The following is a 17,759-nucleotide window of genomic DNA, read 5'->3' as shown; positions in this document are numbered from 1 at the left end:
TCATCCGCCGGTGGCGATGGTCAGCACCTTGAACGGCGTGGTGATGACGATCTCGGCGACGGAGCCGACGGCCTTGCCGATGCCCTGGCCGAGATTGTTGATCGGCTGCGCCGGATCGACCTCGTCTGATGCCAGGCCGGCCGGGGCGCGCAACCGGTCGCCGAGCAGTTGCACCAGGAACGGGTTGTCGGCGAATTTGGCGTGGTTCAGGCGGTCGCCGCCTTTGGTCTTGCTCAGGTCGACCACCGACACGCCATAGCTGGCGAGGTCGGCCGCGTCGCCATAGTCGCCGACGCGCGGCTTGTCGCCGGAGATCAGCGAGGACAGCCTCAGGGCGCGATCGTCGCCCGAAAGCAGGATGGCGAAAGGCTTGTCGGGCTTGCCGTAACGGATCATCTGCTTCTTGAACACATCGACATCGATGTCGGGCGAGGCCAGGATGACATAGCCGAGCTTGTCGCCGAGATCACGGTCGCCGGTGATGGCAAGCTGGCGCAGCGCCTCCATCGTCACCCAGGTGCCCATCGAATGAGCGATGATGTCGATGCTCTTGGCCTTCGTCTTGGCCAGCATCCGCAACGTCTCTTCGAGATCGTCGCGCGCCGCGTTGGCGCTTTCTTTGTCGTAGATATAGCCCGTGGTCTTGCCGCTCGACGCCCATGAGAACAGCACCGGCGTGCCGGAGTATTTGGTGTCGTGCACGATCTGCGTCAGCCGGTAGATGCCGTCGTCGAAACCGTTGTTGAAGCCGTGCACGAAAACCAGAGCGCGGTCGCCGCGCATGGCGATGTCGGCGCCGACCGCCTTGGCGAATTGCGGGGCGCCTTCGTAGAATTCGACCTCGGTTGCCGTGAAGTCCTTCGCCGGGTTGCTGTTGGCGGTGCCCCTGACCCGCTCGATGGCGCCGACCTGATGGGTTTTCGGGACGGTGACTTCGACACTGGCAAAACTGGTGGTCGGTGAACGGTCACCGTCGAACACCTGCCGCGGGTCCTTCGTCGCCTTTTTTCGGGTGGTGGCGACGAAGATCTCATGCGTGGCGGCGATGTCGGAGGCAGGCACCGTCACGGTCGTCGTGTTGAGAAGGTCGTGTGTCTTGCGGCCGGCGCAGCCGGTCACCGCGAGCGCAAACGCTACGACGAGAAAAGTCTTCGAACGCACCTCACTGCCCGAGCAGGCTGATGCGGTCGGTCACCTCGCGGTCGCTGGCAAATCCGTCATCCTCGCGCAGCCGCTGGCCGATCATCTTCACCAGCTCGGGGTTGTCGGCAAATTTGGTGTGGTTGAAGCGATCCGATCCCTTGACGCTGGAGAGATCGACGACGCTCACGCCATAGTCGGCGAGGTCGGCGGCGTCCTTGTAATCGCCGACGCGCGGCCGCGAGCCGGCGATCAGGCCGGAGAGCCGCAGCGCCCGGTCGTCGTCGGACAGCAGAAGGATGAATGGCTTGTTCGGCTTGCCGTAGCGGCGCATCTGGCTCTTGAACACGTCGACATCGATGTCGGGCGAGGCCAGCACGACGTCGCCGAGCTTGCCGCTGAGATCGCGGTCGCCATTGATGGCGAGCTGACGCAGCGCTTCCATGGTAACCCAGGTCCCCAGCGAATGGGCGACGATGTCGATGCGCCGCGCGCCGGTCTGCGAGAGCATTCTCAGCGTCACTTCCAGTTGGTCGCGGGCGGCACTGGCGCTTTCCCTGTCATAGACATAGTCCCGGGTCTTGGCGCCCGATGCCCAGGAAAACAGCACCGGCGTGCCCGGGTAGCCGGAATCATGGGCGATCTGGGTGACGCGGTAGACGGCGGCGTCGAAGCCGGTGTTGTAGCCATGGACGAAAAGCATGACGCGGCCGCCGCGCGCGGCGATGTCGGCACTGAGCGCGTTGGAGAATTTCGGCGCGGTGTCGTAGCCGACGACGTCGGAGGCCATGAAATATTTGGCAGGGTCGTTCGACTTGCCGCGTGAGCGCCGCTCGATCTGACCGGCTTCGTGGGTCCCCGGCACGGTGACGTTGACGCGGGCATAGTTCAGCGTGGCCGAGCGCTCGCGGTCGAAAACCTTGCTGGGATCGTCGGAGCGCTTGCGTGTCGTGGCGATGAAGATGCTGTGGTTGCCGGCGATATCGGTCACCGGCGCCGACACCATGGCGCTGCCGAGCAGTTCCTCGGTCTGCCGGCCGCCACAGCCGGCAACGAGCAAGGCAAGGACAAGGATACAAATCTTCTTCAACTCTAGAATTCCACTCCGGCCGAAAGGCTTGATCCAACCTCCGCGACCCCTCCCGGACAGCCGAAGTGCGGCAGAAGTAAGTCGTTTCCTGCCGAAATGCGCTCAGCGGCTTGCGACAGTCATCGCACTGTTGCGCGAAAGCCAGAACGATTGCCCTGATCAAACACGTACGGCGTGTGCTAGCTTCGCGAACACCACAGACGATCCGGGGTAATTTTTTCGATGACCAGTTTCTCTTCCCGCGTCGCGGTCGCCGCTGCCGCGATCCGCCAGATCTTCCCGGAAACACCGCTGCAGGAAAACGATTATCTGTCGAAGAAGACCGGCGCGCGCGTGCTGCTGAAGCGCGAGGACCTGTCGCCGGTGCGCTCCTACAAGATCAGGGGCGCCTTCAATTTCTTCCGCAAGTCGCTCGCCGCCGGCAACGATGCCGAGCTGTTCGTCTGCGCTTCCGCCGGCAACCATGCCCAGGGCTTTGCCTTCGTCTGCCGTCATTTCGGCAAGCGAGGCGTGGTGTTCATGCCGGTGACGACGCCGCAGCAGAAGATCGACAAGACGCGGCTGTTCGGCGGCGAATTCGTCGAGATCAGGCTGGTCGGCGACTTTTTCGACGACTGCTACCGCGCCGCCTCCGAATTCACCGAAAGCGCCGGCGCGCACATGGTGCCGCCGTTCGACCACAAGGACATCATCGAGGGGCAGGCGACGGTCGCCTACGAGATATCAGGCCAGATGCCGGGCGCGCGCATGCCCGACATCATCATCCTGCCGGTCGGCGGCGGCGGTCTGGCAGCGGGTGTGACGCATTATTTCGCCGACCAGCGCCGCGACACGCGCTTCGTCTTCTGCGAGCCGGCCGGCGCGCCAAGCCTGAGCGAGAGCCTTGCCACCGGCAAGCGTATCAGGCTCGCCAGGGTCGACAATTTCGTCGATGGCGCGGCGGTGGCCGAGATCGGCCGCGAGCCGTTGCGGCATCTCAAGGCGTTTGCCACCGAGGCCGTGCGGCTGATCCCGGAAAACCGGCTCTGCGCGACCATGATCGAGATGCTGAACGTCGAAGGCGTGGTGCTGGAGCCGGCCGGCGCACTGGCGATCGACGCGTTGAAGGATTTTTCGAAGAAGGAAATCAGGGGCAAGACCATCGTCGCGGTGGTTTCGGGCGGCAATTTCGATTTTGAGCGGCTGCCGGACGTGAAGGAAAGGGCGCTGCGCTTCGAGGGGTTAAAAAAGTATTTCATCATCCGCTTTCCGCAGCGGCCGGGCGCGCTGCGCGACTTCCTCGAATTGCTCGGTCCCGACGACGACATTGCCCGCTTCGAATATCTGAAGAAATCGGCGCGCAATTTCGGCTCGGTGCTGATCGGCATCGAAACCAAGGACCGCCGCAATTTCGAGCTGCTCAACGCCAATTTCGAGGCCGAGGGCGTTCAGTATCAGGACATCACCGACAACGAGACGCTGGCCGGGTTCATCATATGAGCGCCCAGGCGAAGATTTTCGTTGCGTTGTTTTCCGGCATCAATGTCGGCGGCAACCGCATCGTCAAGATGGCCGAACTCCGGTCGTTCTTCGAGGAACTCGGCTTTGGCGACGTCGCCAGCTATGTGCAGAGCGGCAATGTCGTGTTCCGTTCGGCAAAGGGCGACGCGGCCACCCTGGCCAAACAGCTGGAAACAGCCTTCGAGAAGAAATGGGGATTTCACTCGCGCATCATGGTGCGCGATCTCGGCTGGTTCGAGCGGCTGGTGGCGGAAAATCCCTATCCGGAAGTCGTCGGGGAACCGACGAAGCTTCACGCCTATGTGCTGGAGCGCCCGCCGACCGCCGACGAGGTCGCGCGGCTGGCCGAAAAATGCACCGGTCCCGAACGGTTCGAGGTCAGGGGCGACGTGCTTTACCTACACGCACCGGAAGGCCTCGGCAAATCGGTATTTGCCAACCTCATCCCGCGCACGCTGAAAGTGCCCGCCACCGCGCGCAACTGGCGCACGGTGCTGATGCTGCTGGCGATGGCCGGCCGCAATGGCGGAGCGTAGTCGCCTACGCTGCCGAAGCCTTTCTCCAATCGAAGGTCAGCTCTTCGCGGAAAGCGAAGCGTTTGATGTGGTCGGCGACGACCGTCTCCAGCCGCTCCAGCGAGCCGGCTTCGTCGGCGGTCACCGCGATATGCAGCGCTGCCGGGTCGGCATCGAGAACCGTGCGGCCCAGTGAGAGATCGATCGTGCCGTGGTTCGGATCGAACGCGACGGGAAACTTGTGCGCCCAGTGCTTGCAGAGCTGCTGCAGATAGCGGCTCGCATGTTCAGTGACGACATCGGCATGGCTGGTCGGCATGAATGAATTCTTCCCCAATGCGGCCCGTTACCAGCTTCCGGTATTGGGCATCGACGCCCAGGGCTCGGCCTTGGCCTTGGCCGGGCCTTTCTGCAAAAGCTCGATCGAGATGCCGTCCGGCGATTTGACGAAGGCCATGTTGCCGTCGCGCGGCGGCCGGTTGATGGTGACGCCCTTGTCCATCAGATGCTGGCAGGTGGCATAGATGTCGTCGACCTCGTAGGCCAGGTGGCCGAAATTGCGGCCGCCCTTGTAGTCTTCCGGATCCCAATTGTAGGTGAGCTCGATCAGCGGCGCCTTGTCGGTGATGCCGCTTTGCTCGTCTTCGTCCGCTGCAAGGAAGATCAGCGTGTAGCGCCCCTGTTCGTTTTCGTGGCGGCGCACTTCCTTGAGGCCAAGCTTGTTGCAGTAGAAATCGAGCGAGGCATCGATGTCGGCGACACGGACCATGGTGTGGAGGTAGCGCATGTGATTTTCCTCGAAATGTTGCTTTGCGGCGGAACATAGGGGCCACCCGGCCAAAGGGCAATTCCCGATAGCCGCTCCTGCCGGCAAACAACAAATCCGGTATTCCCGCAATGAACCGTGAAAAAACGCAGCTCAGGTCTTGCACACACCGGAAACGGAAGTGTTAATCTAACGTCAAGAATCAGTTGCGGTATTCTTGGAAAAAGGGGGGCGTTGTTATGGGGGAAAAAGCCTCTTTCATGGGGCGGGACGGAACCGGTCACGACGCCTTGCAAAGAGACGAGAGCGGCGACACCGCCGGTCTTGTCGAGATTGCTGGTGCTATCAAATGGTTCGACGTGGCCAAGGGTTACGGTTTCATTCTTCCCGATGACGGCTCTTCCGGCGATATTCTCCTCCATGTGACGTGTCTTCGAAAAGACGGTTTCCAGACCGCCTTGGAAGGTGCGCGCGTCGTCTGCCTGGTCAAGCAAGGTGAGCGCGGATTGCAGGCGTTCCGCGTGCTCTCCATGGATCTCACCACGGCGACCCATCCGGCGGAGATGCAGGAGCAGCGCACCCACGTCTCGGTGACGCCGGAAAGCGGCCTCGAACGGGCGCTGGTGAAATGGTTCAACCGCACCAAGGGCTTCGGTTTCCTGACCCGGGGCGAGGGCACCGAGGACATTTTCGTCCACATGGAGACGCTGCGCCGTTACGGTATTACCGAGCTCAGGCCGGGGCAGGTCGTGCTGGTCCGCTTCGGGCGCGGCGACAAAGGCCTTATGGCTGCCGAAATTCACCCGGATATGGGGACCTTGCCCGTCTCGCACTAAAGTCCCACCTCGATCGAATCGGGATGCGACCTGGTGCTTTCCGCTTGACCATGATCTTTTTCGACCCGTAGGTTCGGGATCATGGTCCAGGTGGTTTGAGATTCAGGTCAGGCCGACCTCACCTGAATTTCAGCGTACCTAGGACGATGGCCGAGGATTCTGAATGACTTACAGGAACTGGCTGACAACGGGCGTAGTCTGCGCCGCGATCGCCTTTGTCATCGCCGCAGGCGCTTTCCTCCATTCGCAGCGACCGGCTTCGGCAGACAGCCGGGCGATGATCCTTGCCGTCGACCCGCAGCCGCTGGTCGCGGTGACGAACGGCGGCGAACGCTCATTCTCCGTCGAAATCGCCGACACCTCCGCCGAGCGCGAGGCTGGCCTGATGTTTCGCCAGGAGATGGCCGATGACCATGGCATGCTGTTCGTGTTCGAGGAGGCTCGGGATGTCAGCTTCTGGATGAAGAACACGCCGATGCCGCTCGACCTGATCTTTGTCGGTCAGGACGGCAGGATCCGGGCGATCAAGCAAGGCGAGCCGCAATCCGAGGCGATGATCTCGCCCGGCGAGCCGGTTCGCTTCGTGCTCGAGCTCAAGGCGGGCACCGCCGCCAGGAGCGGCATCGAGGACGGCGACCTGTTGCGTCACCCGGCAATCGGCACCGCGCGCAACTGAACGCGCAGGATCCATCGCAGATGCAGTTTTTCTCCCATGACGGTTTTGACCTTGCCTTCCTCGACCGCCAGCCGGCATCGGGGCAGGGCGATCCGGTGCTCATGATCCACGGCTTTGCCTCGACCCATTACGTCAACTGGGTATCGCCCGGCTGGTTCAAGGCGCTGAACGATGCCGGCTACCGCGCCATCGCCTTCGACAATCGCGGCCACGGCGCCTCGTCGAAGAGCTATCAGGAGGCAGACTATACGCCGGCAAAAATGGCTTCCGACGGGGCAGCGTTGCTGAACCATCTCGGCATCGAACGCGCCCATGTCATGGGCTATTCGATGGGCGCGCGGATTTCCGCGTTCCTGGCGCTTTCCGACCCGGATAAGGTGGCGACGCTGGTCTTCGGCGGTCTCGGCGTCGGCATGGTCGACGGCGTCGGCGACTGGGATCCGATCGCCGCCGCCCTTCTGGCCGACGATCCAGATAGCACCAGCCATCCACGCGGCCGCTCGTTTCGCGCCTTCGCCGACCAGACCCGCAGCGACCGCCGGGCGCTGGCCGCCTGCATTGCCACCTCACGGGAATTGCTGGCCGAGGCCGACATTGCGCGCATTGGCCAGCCGACGTTGATTGCCGTCGGCACCGGGGACGATATCGGCGGTTCGCCCGACGAACTGGCCGCCTTGATGCCGAACGCCAGGGCCTTCCATATCGAGGGCCGCGACCACATGCTGGCCGTCGGCGACAAGTCCTTCAAGCAGCGGGTGCTGGAGTTTTATGCCGAAAATCCGCTGTGAGTAGTAGGTGCGCCTCTCCCTTCTCCCCTTGTGGGAGAAGGTGTCGCCGAAGGCGACGGATGAGGGGTGTTCCAGCTCGACACCGACAGCGCTCCGGCCAGCACCCCTCATCCGTCTTGGCGCTGCGCGCCAATCCACCTTCTCCCACAAGGGAAGAAGGAAGAAGCCAGGTCATCCCCCGAGCGCTTCGAGCGAACGCGCCATGTTTTGCCGAGCCTGAGCCTCGAACCGCTGCCGGAACTCCTCGGTGTGGAAGATGTGCGGGCGGGCGAGGAAACTCTTCAGAACAGCACTGCGGCCGGCGCGCCACATCGGCTCTTCCACCCAGCCATATTCGCGCCGCACCGCCTGTTCATAGGCGTCGAACGCATCAGGCGGCGCCCCCAGGATCGCCAAGTCCATGTCGAGGAACAGCGCTGCATCGCGGGCGGCATTCTCGTCGGCAAACTGCGGCAACTCATGCGTGGCGGTGGCCGATATCATCGCGGTGATGCGGCCAAGGCGCTGCGCATCGGTGCGGCCGGCGAGCTTTTTCTCGGCAAGGGCGGCACTCTTCGCCTCGTTGTCCTTGGCCCGGCTGTCATAGATGGCGTCGTGGAACCAGATCGCCGCCTCGACCGCCTCGGGATCGTGCAACGATGCCCGATAGTGGCCGGCCAGCGCCAGCATCGCCTCGATATGGGCAAGGCTGTGATAGTGGCGGCCTTCGGCCTCATAGAACGCGGAAAGCTCGCGCTTCAGCGGCTCGTCGATCAAGGCTTGGTTTTCCATGGCCGCTTGAATTTCCGTGAACCAAATCCATTTGACGATGCACTAAGGAAAATTGAGTTCAACCGTGCTATGATCTGGCTTATAGAGCATGTCGCGCAAATGTGCGCAGCGGTTTTGGTGCCAAGCCGGAGACATTAGGCCGGAGACCATTGATGAACAGCGTTACCATTGCCCGCCCGACCATGGTGAAGCCGATCGACCCGATCTGGCGCTCGATCCGCGACGAAGCGATGGAGGCGGTCAACCGCGATCCGCTGCTGGCGGCGTTCCTTTATTCGACCATCCTCAACCAGGAAAGCCTGGAGGAGGCGGTCATCCATCGGCTGGCCGAGCGGCTCGCCCATCAGGATATCGGTTCCGATCTCATCCGCCAGACATTCAAGGCGATGGCAGCCGACGACAAGGATTGGGCTTCGACGGTGCGTGTCGACATCCAGGCCTATTACGACCGCGATCCGGCCTGCGACCGCTTCATCATGCCGGTACTTTATTTCAAGGGTTTTCATGCCATCCAGACGCACCGGCTGGCGCATTGGCTGTGGAACCAGGGCCGCCAGGATTTCGCGCTCTACCTGCAGAGCCGGTCGTCCTCGGTGTTCCAGACCGACATCAACCCGGCCGCCCGCATCGGCAAGGGCATCTTCCTCGACCACGCCACCGGCCTCGTCGTCGGCCAGACGGCGGTGATCGAGGACGACGTGTCGATCCTGCACGGCGTGACGCTGGGCGGCACCGGCAAGGCCGGCGGCGACCGCCATCCAAAAATCCGCTACGGCGTGCTGATCGGCGCCGGCGCCAAGATCCTCGGCAACATCGAAGTCGGCCATTGCTCCAAGATCGCGGCAGGGTCGGTAGTGCTGTCGCCGGTGCCGCACAACAAGACGGTTGCCGGCGTGCCGGCCCGCGTCGTCGGTGAGACCGGCTGCGACCGGCCCTCGCGGCAGATGGACCAGCTTTTGCCGTCGCAATCGATGGACCACGTCGTCAGCTTCGACATCTGAACGCTCGGGCAGGGCCCGTTGCAAAGGCGTCTTTCTCCCCGTCACTATACGGGCAGAAATGCCCGGCAGGGCAATGAGGGGCAGCGCAAACCTCTAGCGATTGCCCCGGTTCTCTCGCAGGCTTGCCTTTACATCGCCATTGTCGACGTGCCAGAAGCGCGCTCAAACGAGCAAGACCGACGATCGGAGAAGACTTTTGAAGCCGGACGAAATCAGAAAGCTGGACGCCTATTTCAAGCGCGTCTTCCAGAACCCCAAGCTTGAAGTGAAGGCGCGGCCGCGCAAGGATGATTCGGCTGAGGTCTATGTCGGCGACGAATTCCTCGGCATCGTCTTCAAGGACGAGGACGACGGCGACTATAATTTCTCGATGGCGATCCTCGACATCGACCTCGCCTGAGCCGGGAGGCGATCGGTGCCGGCCGACCTTGAGCCAGCTTGCTCTCTTCAACGTTGGCGATTGGCGAAAGAAGAACGAATAGCCAATCTCCCCCCTTGAGGGGGAGATGCCCGATAGGGCAGAGGGGGGTGCTGTCCCGCCGACGTCGCGCAAATTTCTGCGCTGCTGCGCGATCAAAAGCACTGAGCAGATTCTCGCACGGTTCGCTTCATCATCATCCTAATGCCCGGCCTTCAGCATACGCGCAGCCTTGGCGGCGATGGCTGCGTCGAGCGCCTGCCAGTCGCCCAGAAATTCCATGGGAAAGCGGTAGGTGAGGCTGAGATTGTCGCCGACCAGAATGTCGCGTTCGCAGGGCGCCAGCGATTGCGCAGCACTTGGGCCGCTCAGGCAGCGGGCCACGAACGGGTCCTTGCCCCGGCGATTGCCGACCGCCAGCACCTCGTTGAAATAGCCCGATTTTTCATTGAAGCCGTAAAGCGTCGTGCCGCCCGGACCGGGCGTGCCGGGCTCGACGATCAGGGCGCTGTAGATCGGCGCGAAGCGGCCGCTCATGTCACGCGACATGACCTGTCGTTCGAACGACAGAAAAATGATGCTCTTGGCTGATCCAGTGTGGTTGAAATCGTCGCGGGCCGCCTCGCTGTAGCCGTCCATGTCGGGATAACGCAGATAGAGGTCGAGGCGCGAGGCGATGCCGTCGCGCCGCGCCTGGTCGAAGCGGATGACATTGGCCGGCACGGCGATGACGTTGTTGCCGATCACCACCTCGTGGACTGTCGTGTCGTCGGTATATCCGGCCATGGCGATCGAGCGGCCCAACCATTTGCCGCCAAGGCTGATCGTCATCGAAAGCACCACCAGCGCCGCGAACACGTAGAACACCCGCTTCATCAGCTGGGAATCGACGACGGTGAGTTGCGGACCGTTGGCGGTGGCTGCCTGCTTCATCGCGATCCCCGATTATCGGCAGCCTGTCTCAATGTGTCTGTTCCCTTGGGCTGTCCTTGAGCGACCCATGTGCGTGGCACGGCTCTTGCGGCACGCCTGTCGAAACACGACTGTGCGATTTCATGGTAAATGGAAGGTGAAGATGGGTCCGGTTGGACACACACTTGTTGCTTTTAGTGTTGCCTGACGGCGCTGATCTCTTGCGGTTGCACGGCGACGATCTTTGGCGTTGGGCGTCGTGCTGATCGACATTGCATCCCAGGCAGGCACTCTCCTAGGGTCGACCGATCTTTCAGCCTGAGACGATTCGGAGGAGAAAAATGCCGCTCTATGCGATCGATGGAAAAGCCCCCGGTTTCGAGGACGCCGACAGCAACTGGATCGCGCCCGACGCTACCCTGATCGGCGACATACAGATCGGCCGCAACGCGGGCTTCTGGTTCGGCGTCGTCATCCGCGGCGACGACGAGCCGATCATCATCGGCGCCGATACCAATGTGCAGGAACACACGGTCATGCATACCGATGTCGGTTTTCCCCTGACCATCGGGCAAGGCTGCACGATCGGCCATCGCGCCTTGCTGCATGGCTGCACGATCGGCGACAACAGCCTGATCGGCATGGGCGCCATCGTGCTGAACGGCGCGAAGATCGGCAGGAATTCGCTGGTCGGCGCCGGCGCCCTGGTCACCGAAGGCAAGGAATTTCCCGACAATTCGCTGATCATCGGCTCGCCCGCCCGCTTCGTGCGAACACTGGACGATGCCGCGGTCGCAAGCCTGCGCGCTTCGGCCGCGCACTACGTCGCCAACGGCAAACGCTTCAAGGCGGGGCTGACGAAGACCTGAGGCCAGCCTTGTCAAATCTTTGGCTATATGGTTCACCGGCATCGTCGCCCAGCTCACCGTCCATTGGAGCCGCGCCTGGTCATTGCATCGCGCAGCAACGAAGCGCCGGCTTCAAAGCCGGCATTGTCGGCGTCCTCGAGGGCTGTCGTATAGTCGTCGATGCGGGTTTCGAGCGATGGGTCGGCGCCCGCCGCCAACAGCAGGCGGATGGCATCGACGCTACGGATGGCGACCGCATAGTGAAGCGGTGTCCAGTCGTTTACGCCCCGCATGTTCAGGTCTGCGCCCCCATCGATCAGGGTTCGGACTATTTCCAGTCTGTCAGCCCGGTCGGCGGAGAGTGCCGCAATGATAGCCGGAAAACCGCCGTGGTGGTGATAGTTCGGGTCCGAGCCCGCATCCAGTAAGATCGAGATGAAAGCGGCGGGGCTCCAATAGATCGCATACTCCAGTGGATGCCCAAGGCCGAGTTCAAAGGGCATCTGCTCGTCGAACCAGCCGGGTGAGCCGCCGAGAGCCACACCGAGGCCCTCGAAGTCGCCCGCCTTGAACGCGTCGTCGATGGCCTCGAACAGGCGGTGGCGCTCGCATCGATCTTTCGGGATTTCCAACATCGCAGCGATCCGGAGGTTGAATTGGCCGCCATATTGCTCCCATCCGCCGCTGCCTGAAAGCCTCATGGCGGGCTGCGATTGGAGAGCAGGTCGATAGCTTTGCGCAGCCGTACGCCGGACTTATCGCATCGACATCAAGTTCGTGATCAGACCTGCCTTGATGTCGAGTGCGGGTCGATGGGCCTCCGGATGACCGATGTCGTTCAGCTGATCGGCCGTCAAGTCGGCTAGTGCCCTGCGTCTTGCGACGGTCCGTCGCCACCCCCTGAAATCGGCGATCATCATTGTTACGCTTTTCAGGCTGGGTCCAAACAGATGTCTTTTCGAGGTGCGGGCGGCGCGAGTTTGCGTGTCAGCCATTTTTAGTCTCCCATTTCGAGATTTGCGGATGAGAGCGTGCCACGCGGGTGTTTTCGGGCTGTTCGGCTGTGCGTGAAAAAAACCGAAAAGCCCGACGAGCTGCCGTTAAATCGGTGTTAAAACTATCCTCCGAAATGTATTCCGCCGCGGCGGTCAAAGTCTGGAGACCATCCGTGCGCATCAGGTTGCTGGGCGGCCTCGAGGTTACCTCCCCGGAGCGCCGGCCCGTCCGCTTCGCCACGCGCAAGACTTCGCTGCTTTTTGCTGCCTTAGTGCTGGCGGGCCGCCGCGGCCATCGTCGCGAGCAGCTTTCCGAAGCCTTTTGGCCGGGACGAAGCAATGGCCAGGCCCGCAATAGTTTGCGGCAAGCGCTGGTCGACATCCGGCGCTCGTTCCCGACCAGCAAGGATGCCATCGTCTACATCGATGGGGATCAGGAAGCCATCGCGCTGATTGCCGGTCCTGATGACGCGGACATTTCGATCTTCGACCGGAAACTGGAGCAGGGCGGGGCGGCCGATCTGGCCTTCGCCGCCGACCTCTACCGCGGTGGGCTGCTTGCGGGGGAAGCCATTCCTGAGGAACTGGCTGAGTGGTTTGGACCCTATCTGGACAGGTATCAGCGCAAGGCCCTGCAGTTGGTCGATCGGCTGAGCCTCGCGCTGCCGATACCCGGCTCAGCGGAAGAGACGGCCTGCGAAGGGCTGGCAGAGAGATTGCTCGCCTCAGATCCTACCGCGGAGGCCGCCCATCGGGCGCTTATCCGGATCCATGCTCATCGCGGTCACGAAAACGCCGCCTTGCGCCAATTCGAGCTCTGTCGCAATGCCCTGAGAAAGCATCTGGATGCGGAGCCGGAGGCTGAGACAAGCTCGCTGGCGGCTTCTCTGCAATCCCGCGAACGAATTGGATATCAGCGGCCCGGGCCGAGCTCTGGCGTCGTGTCGCTGCCGCAGGGCCTGTCAGTCCCAGCGAGACACGACGATCGACCGTCGGTGGCAGTGTTGCCGTTTCAAAATCTGAGCGGTGATATGGAGCAGGAATACTTTGCCGACGGTATGGTGGAAGACATCGTCACCGCCCTGGCTCACTTTCGTCACCTGTTCGTAGTCGCACGGAATTCGAGTTTTGCCTACAAGGGACGCTCGATAGACATAAAGCAGGTCGGGCGTGAACTGGGCGTGCGCTATGTGGTCGAGGGAAGTGTGCGGAAAGCGGGTGAGCGCCTGCGCATCACCGGACAACTCCTCGACGCTTCGAGCGGCCTCCACCTGTGGGCTGACCGTTTTGAAGGTACTCTAGCCGAGGTTTTTGATTTTCAGGACCAGATCGCCTCGAGCATCGTCGGCGCGATCACCCCAAAGGTCGAGGAGGCGGAAATTGAGCGCGCCAAGCGCAAGCCGACTGAGGACCTCGACGCCTACGACTATTATCTGCGCGGGTTGGCGTCCCACGACCGAGCGGTCAACACCAAGGAAACCATGGATGACGCTCTGCGGTTCTTCATGAAGGCGATCGGCTGTGACCCGGTGTTCGCTGCCGCCTATGCCCGGGCGGCGCGCTGCTATGCGGCGCGAAAGAGCAACCGCTGGATGATCGATCGCTTTGAAGAGACTGCCGAGGCGACCCGACTGGCAAAGAGAGCGATCGAACTTGGATGGGACGATGCAATTGCCCTTTCGTACGGCGGATACGTGCTCGGCTATGTAGGCGGCGATGTGGAGGAAAGCGCGGCGTGCATCGAACGCGCGCTTGGCCTGAACCCGAACTTGGCTGCGGCGTGGGGTTACAGCGCGTGGGTTCAAGCGTGCTTAGGTGAGCCGGAGAAAGCCGTCGAGCGCGCCGCGCAGGCAATGCGCCTCAGTCCGTTCGATCCTCGCTTTTTTGTTTGGGAATTTTGCACCGCGCTCGCTCACTTTTGTGCCGGGCGCTACAACGATGCTGCTGAGTGGGCGAAAAGGTCTTTGCGTTCGCAACCAAACTACGCGAGCGCGGCGCGTGTGGCGACGGCAAGCTACGTCTTGGCCGGTCGGCTTTCGGAAGCCGAGAAGATGATGGCTCGCCTGCGCGAACTCGACCCTACGTTGCGGCTTTCGAATCTCGCTGAGGTGCTGCCGCCGTTTTATCGACCGGACGATCGCAGCAGATATATCGAAGGCCTTCGCAAAGCGGGCCTGCCGGCCTAACGCCGTGTCAGCGCCAAGCGAGGCAAACGGCTTGGCACCAGATGGCCGACGTACTGCCGATGGATGCTAACTATAAGGTGACGGTTGACCGTGGAGGCCTGTGACCTAGCTTAAAGCTTAGCCGGACCGTCCAGAGCCGGAAATGGTGGGATGGTGCGCTACCGTGGGAGAACTCTCGGGACGTTGAGATGCAGAGGTGCAAGTCGGCTTTTCAGAGCCTGTGCGCCCTTGGTGGCCGACAATCGGCGGCCAGGGCCTGTCAAGTTTCGTTTCAAACAAAAGTCATCTGCGCCGGCACGCCTATCAACGCGCGACCGCCGCTCCGCCATGCAACAACAATTCGAGCACTGGAGGGACCTCGAAGCAAGTGACAGCTTCGAACGCGACCAAAGGCTTTAGCCAGCACCAAGGCGAGGGGCCAACAACGCTTCACGATCTTAAGATTACACCCAAAACCGCACAGGCACGGCAATGCCAAATCATCTTGCCGAAATTTACGCAAACAGCGCAGATCTCGCCGTCCTGGGCGGGATAGCAACATTTGCCTCGATGGGCCTCTATCTTGTGCTAAGGCGTATCCTTATCGGGGTGCAACGGCGTCGCCTCAAATCAGATGTGAGCGAACGCGGATCTGACCTCCCCGAGGAGGAGGAGGTTTCTTGGGATTGGGAAAGCCCCGTCGACCTTGCAACCGAGCCTGCTTCTTCTTCTCAGGTTGCCGTGCCCTCAGACACGGCAGACCTGGGTATTCGACGTCAGGATGCCAATAGCCTTCGGTTCGGGGTGCAAATCGAGTATTTCGACGTGATCTCCGAAGCTTGCGAGAGTTCGTCTGTGACCCAGACCAACGCTTTCGCTTCCGCGACGAACATAGCGCAACCCGGCCGACTTGCGACATCGATCAGGGAAATCGCTGGCTATGTCCATAGGCAGGTGGCGGCTGATCTTGCCGCCCTAACTAGTCCAGTCAGGGCTCTGAGCCGTATGCCGACGCAACTCGCCCTCGCGGAGAATCCCGACCCCACCACAGCGACGGCCTCACCTCCTCGCGTTCGCAGGCCGATCGGTCTTGTGCCCCGCTTTGGCGTCGCAGCAATCTGTCTGGCCGTGCCGCTTAGCTATGCGATGACGAGACAAAACTGGGTCGAAAGCGCCCCCGCCATTTCGCTGGTCCAGGGCAACGTCAATCCGGAGCTTTCGCGATCCTTCGAGCTTCCGGCGAGTGCTGCATTGGATGTGCGTAGGCCAGCTCAGGGAGACGAGCGCACGAGTGTCGAATTGCTCAGCCCGGATCTCACGGCTGCCCGGGCGCAAGTCGGAGCAGCTGGTGCTCAGGCAGCCGCAGCGAATGAATTGGACGGCCAGGAGCGCCGGGCGGCGGAAGGTGAGCGCGCCAGGAGCGCCGCTCTGCAGCGAGCGCTGCTCAAGTCGCGCAAGGAGATCGACGCGCTGAGGACAAGCATGGCAGCCACCGCCAACGTACGCCAGGAGCAATTGCGCAACGAGCTCGCGGCAGCCCGTACAGCTGACGCATTGCGGCGCCTTGCGGGAGATGCCCGCACGATGCTGAGCGAGGCCACCAACTATGTCTTTACGGAGATGCCCGCTGCTCACCTGGAGCGTCAGCGAGCCGGATGGGTGGCGCGCGATCTATCGCGAGCGCAGGCGCAAATTGAGCGGCTTGAGACCGAGGCCGCCGAGGATCGCGCCAAGGCCAAGGCTTCGCTGGCGCAAGCGAGCGGAATGCTCGATGACGAACGCCGAAAGTCAGACGAACTTCGTGGCGAGCTCTCCAAAGTGAAACTGTCCAATGCTGCGCTCATGGAGCGCGCGGACGCGGCTGAGCAGGAATTGACCGGCGCCGTCGCAGCGAGAGAACGAGTGGAGCAGACTGCAACCGAGACGGCGCATGCTCTGGCACGAGAACGCGCTGCGGCAGTCTCGACCCATGAGGACCTCGATAAAGCTCGCCTCGAGCGCGACGCCGCCCGAGCACTTTTGCTACAGGTCGCCAAGCTGAAGGAGGCTTTGGACAAGCAACGTGACGTCACTGTTTCTCTTTCCCGCGACCTGGCCGCCGCGCGCGCGGACAATGACAGGCTCAGGGCTGAGCGTCGCAGCGCCAAGATTGAGCCGCCGCTGAAGCGGCGCGCTGGCCGCGCAGCCGCCGCTGCCGGCGGGGTGGAGGCTGTCAGCCAGAAGACTGCACGCAGCAAGGCTCGCGACCCGGCGCGGATTGCGGGGGTGCGTTCTCTCACACTTCCCTATCCCCTCAGGCCAAGACAGGCGACATTGGAGTGACTTCCAAAACGACTGCGCGGTCCTCCTGTTGAAGGCCCAAGCTCTTTGAGATCATTGCGACACGTGTGTATTGCGAGAGTAGACTAGGATGAATCGAATCACCCCATTCGAATTCATTCTGCTCTCGTCGGCGAGTAGTTCTGCGCGATACGCTATGTCAGCCCGATCACACTGCCTGTAGCATTCAATTCGCATTTGATCGGCGCCTGCCGCGTCTCCACGTTGCCTTGCCGTCCATAGTCGATGCTGACCTCGACGGGAGCTGAGATCGTATCCGGGCTCAACCGACGTATGGAACCTGCGCTGCTGACGCGCACACTGGTCGCGCCAAACGGGGCGGCGGCCGACTCGATCGCATCACGGCAGGCGCGAACGACTTCATCCGGGACGCCCGGCAGCGCCCTGATTGGACTGACCGTTGCTGGACTGTCGACGTCACCAGGAGGCTGAAGGCTGGACGGAAGGTCGAGCGACCGTCCACTTGCGGACCGGGCGACACTGACGGCAGTGGCGGCCGTGGTTGCCGCAACTGCCGCCGTTGCAGTGGTGCTGGTCTCATCGTCATCCACCGGTGACCTGCTGCTGGAGCCGCTGGGTCCTTTGTGCGCGCCGTCTTTGCGGCCTTCACCGTGATGGCTGGCAGCGCTATTGCCTCCGCCACCGTGGCTGCCAGCGCTATTGCCTCCGCCACCATGGTTGCCACCGCTATTGCCTCCGCCGCGCTCGCCGCCGGCGGCAGCTCCTGCGCAAGCTACCGCGATCGAGCAAACGAATGCGAAATATGCCCAGCTGGATTCAGAGGATTGACGCACGACCACCTCCATAAAGTGCGTCGGTCGAACCGTCTTTCCGCAGCATGCAGTCAGGACGGCACAACCGCCGCTGCCCCCAGGCAAAACTCGCGACCAAGGCTCCCACGGAGGTAACTAGGGGATCAATCCGGTGCATCAAGGACGCGGTAAGCGGTACCGGCGTCATCCCGGTTGCTGGCGGGAGGGGAGGCCACGATCTGATCC

18 protein-coding genes are annotated in these 17,759 nt (G+C 62.2%); 10 read left to right on the top strand and 8 right to left on the bottom strand.

Features of this window, described 5'->3' with window-relative positions; translation table 11 throughout:
* Positions 1-1,161 (bottom strand): alpha/beta hydrolase, encoded by a 1,161-nt coding sequence (locus AC0L2A_RS13215; protein WP_473609180.1) that lies wholly within the window; start codon positions 1,159-1,161, stop codon positions 1-3.
* Between the two features lies 1 nt (position 1,162).
* Positions 1,163-2,230 (bottom strand): alpha/beta hydrolase, encoded by a 1,068-nt coding sequence (locus AC0L2A_RS13210; RefSeq protein ID WP_023798191.1) that lies wholly within the window; start codon positions 2,228-2,230, stop codon positions 1,163-1,165.
* Between the two features lie 222 nt (positions 2,231-2,452).
* Between AC0L2A_RS13210 and ilvA the strand changes: the two genes are divergently transcribed.
* Both ilvA and AC0L2A_RS13200 read left to right on the top strand, forming a co-directional pair.
* A complete protein-coding gene (ilvA, locus tag AC0L2A_RS13205; RefSeq protein WP_287376102.1) occupies positions 2,453-3,709 on the top strand; it encodes a threonine ammonia-lyase IlvA in 1,257 nt (418 codons plus the stop codon).
* Complete coding sequence (locus tag AC0L2A_RS13200) at positions 3,706-4,266, top strand: DUF1697 domain-containing protein (protein ID WP_473609179.1); 561 nt, start codon at positions 3,706-3,708, stop codon at positions 4,264-4,266. The genes ilvA and AC0L2A_RS13200 overlap by 4 nt, the downstream gene beginning before the upstream one ends.
* Positions 4,267-4,270: 4 nt before the next feature.
* Here the strand turns inward: AC0L2A_RS13200 and AC0L2A_RS13195 are convergent, their stop codons facing one another.
* Entirely contained in the window at positions 4,271-4,564 is a 294-nt protein-coding gene (locus tag AC0L2A_RS13195) for a DUF2218 domain-containing protein (RefSeq protein ID WP_128182250.1), read from the bottom strand.
* Positions 4,565-4,591: 27 nt separating this feature from the next.
* Complete coding sequence (gloA, locus tag AC0L2A_RS13190; protein ID WP_236378228.1) at positions 4,592-5,032, bottom strand: lactoylglutathione lyase; 441 nt, start codon at positions 5,030-5,032, stop codon at positions 4,592-4,594.
* Positions 5,033-5,271: 239 nt separating this feature from the next.
* On the opposite strand from gloA, the gene AC0L2A_RS13185 reads away from it, so the two are divergent.
* The 3 genes from AC0L2A_RS13185 to AC0L2A_RS13175 all read left to right on the top strand — a co-directional run bounded on the left by AC0L2A_RS13185 (position 5,272) and on the right by AC0L2A_RS13175 (position 7,311).
* Positions 5,272-5,847: a cold-shock protein gene (locus AC0L2A_RS13185; RefSeq protein WP_329608822.1), complete on the top strand. Its 576-nt coding sequence runs from the start codon at positions 5,272-5,274 to the stop codon at positions 5,845-5,847.
* A gap of 163 nt (positions 5,848-6,010) precedes the next feature.
* Positions 6,011-6,523 carry a DUF192 domain-containing protein gene (locus tag AC0L2A_RS13180; protein ID WP_473609177.1) on the top strand — a complete coding sequence of 171 codons (513 nt, stop codon included), beginning with the start codon at positions 6,011-6,013 and terminating at the stop codon, positions 6,521-6,523.
* A gap of 20 nt (positions 6,524-6,543) precedes the next feature.
* Entirely contained in the window at positions 6,544-7,311 is a 768-nt protein-coding gene (locus AC0L2A_RS13175; RefSeq protein WP_473609176.1) for an alpha/beta fold hydrolase, read from the top strand.
* 171 nt (positions 7,312-7,482) lie between these two features.
* On the opposite strand, the gene AC0L2A_RS13170 is transcribed toward AC0L2A_RS13175, so the two are convergent.
* A complete protein-coding gene (locus AC0L2A_RS13170; RefSeq protein ID WP_473609175.1) occupies positions 7,483-8,082 on the bottom strand; it encodes an HD domain-containing protein in 600 nt (199 codons plus the stop codon).
* A gap of 152 nt (positions 8,083-8,234) precedes the next feature.
* Here AC0L2A_RS13170 and cysE point away from each other — a divergent pair, with 152 nt between their 5' ends.
* Complete coding sequence (gene cysE, locus AC0L2A_RS13165) at positions 8,235-9,083, top strand: serine O-acetyltransferase (RefSeq protein WP_023798183.1); 849 nt, start codon at positions 8,235-8,237, stop codon at positions 9,081-9,083.
* 196 nt (positions 9,084-9,279) lie between these two features.
* Positions 9,280-9,483 carry a DUF3126 family protein gene (locus tag AC0L2A_RS13160; protein ID WP_013531334.1) on the top strand — a complete coding sequence of 68 codons (204 nt, stop codon included), beginning with the start codon at positions 9,280-9,282 and terminating at the stop codon, positions 9,481-9,483.
* 219 nt (positions 9,484-9,702) lie between these two features.
* Here the strand turns inward: AC0L2A_RS13160 and AC0L2A_RS13155 are convergent, their stop codons facing one another.
* Complete coding sequence (locus AC0L2A_RS13155) at positions 9,703-10,434, bottom strand: hypothetical protein (RefSeq protein ID WP_473609173.1); 732 nt, start codon at positions 10,432-10,434, stop codon at positions 9,703-9,705.
* 320 nt (positions 10,435-10,754) lie between these two features.
* Here AC0L2A_RS13155 and AC0L2A_RS13150 point away from each other — a divergent pair, with 320 nt between their 5' ends.
* Positions 10,755-11,282 (top strand): gamma carbonic anhydrase family protein, encoded by a 528-nt coding sequence (locus tag AC0L2A_RS13150; RefSeq protein WP_473609172.1) that lies wholly within the window; start codon positions 10,755-10,757, stop codon positions 11,280-11,282.
* A 53-nt stretch (positions 11,283-11,335) separates the two neighbouring features.
* On the opposite strand, the gene AC0L2A_RS13145 is transcribed toward AC0L2A_RS13150, so the two are convergent.
* Positions 11,336-11,962: an ankyrin repeat domain-containing protein gene (locus AC0L2A_RS13145; RefSeq protein WP_473609171.1), complete on the bottom strand. Its 627-nt coding sequence runs from the start codon at positions 11,960-11,962 to the stop codon at positions 11,336-11,338.
* A 467-nt stretch (positions 11,963-12,429) separates the two neighbouring features.
* Here AC0L2A_RS13145 and AC0L2A_RS13140 point away from each other — a divergent pair, with 467 nt between their 5' ends.
* Positions 12,430-14,442 (top strand): BTAD domain-containing putative transcriptional regulator, encoded by a 2,013-nt coding sequence (locus tag AC0L2A_RS13140; protein WP_473609248.1) that lies wholly within the window; start codon positions 12,430-12,432, stop codon positions 14,440-14,442.
* Positions 14,443-15,903: 1,461 nt separating this feature from the next.
* Complete coding sequence (locus AC0L2A_RS13135; RefSeq protein ID WP_473609169.1) at positions 15,904-16,743, top strand: hypothetical protein; 840 nt, start codon at positions 15,904-15,906, stop codon at positions 16,741-16,743.
* Between the two features lie 152 nt (positions 16,744-16,895).
* Here AC0L2A_RS13135 and AC0L2A_RS13130 read toward each other — a convergent pair whose 3' ends face one another.
* Positions 16,896-17,312: a hypothetical protein gene (locus AC0L2A_RS13130; protein WP_473609168.1), complete on the bottom strand. Its 417-nt coding sequence runs from the start codon at positions 17,310-17,312 to the stop codon at positions 16,896-16,898.
* Positions 17,313-17,759: the final 447 nt, after the last annotated feature.

The sequence above is a fragment of the Mesorhizobium sp. WSM4844 genome, from assembly GCF_055811775.1.
Note: the sequence above shows the minus strand (reverse complement) of the source record. Positions and strands in the feature narration are given on the sequence as shown.

Coding starts and splice junctions, on each gene's coding strand:
- ilvA (WP_287376102.1), top strand. CDS start 2,453: ATGACCAGTTTCTCTTCCCGCGTCGCGGTCGCCGCTGCCGCGATCCGC.
- AC0L2A_RS13200 (WP_473609179.1), top strand. CDS start 3,706: ATGAGCGCCCAGGCGAAGATTTTCGTTGCGTTGTTTTCCGGCATCAAT.
- AC0L2A_RS13195 (WP_128182250.1), bottom strand. CDS start 4,564: ATGCCGACCAGCCATGCCGATGTCGTCACTGAACATGCGAGCCGCTAT.
- gloA (WP_236378228.1), bottom strand. CDS start 5,032: ATGCGCTACCTCCACACCATGGTCCGTGTCGCCGACATCGATGCCTCG.
- AC0L2A_RS13185 (WP_329608822.1), top strand. CDS start 5,272: ATGGGGCGGGACGGAACCGGTCACGACGCCTTGCAAAGAGACGAGAGC.
- AC0L2A_RS13180 (WP_473609177.1), top strand. CDS start 6,011: ATGACTTACAGGAACTGGCTGACAACGGGCGTAGTCTGCGCCGCGATC.
- AC0L2A_RS13175 (WP_473609176.1), top strand. CDS start 6,544: ATGCAGTTTTTCTCCCATGACGGTTTTGACCTTGCCTTCCTCGACCGC.
- AC0L2A_RS13170 (WP_473609175.1), bottom strand. CDS start 8,082: ATGGAAAACCAAGCCTTGATCGACGAGCCGCTGAAGCGCGAGCTTTCC.
- cysE (WP_023798183.1), top strand. CDS start 8,235: ATGAACAGCGTTACCATTGCCCGCCCGACCATGGTGAAGCCGATCGAC.
- AC0L2A_RS13155 (WP_473609173.1), bottom strand. CDS start 10,434: ATGAAGCAGGCAGCCACCGCCAACGGTCCGCAACTCACCGTCGTCGAT.
- AC0L2A_RS13150 (WP_473609172.1), top strand. CDS start 10,755: ATGCCGCTCTATGCGATCGATGGAAAAGCCCCCGGTTTCGAGGACGCC.
- AC0L2A_RS13145 (WP_473609171.1), bottom strand. CDS start 11,962: ATGAGGCTTTCAGGCAGCGGCGGATGGGAGCAATATGGCGGCCAATTC.
- AC0L2A_RS13135 (WP_473609169.1), top strand. CDS start 15,904: ATGGCAGCCACCGCCAACGTACGCCAGGAGCAATTGCGCAACGAGCTC.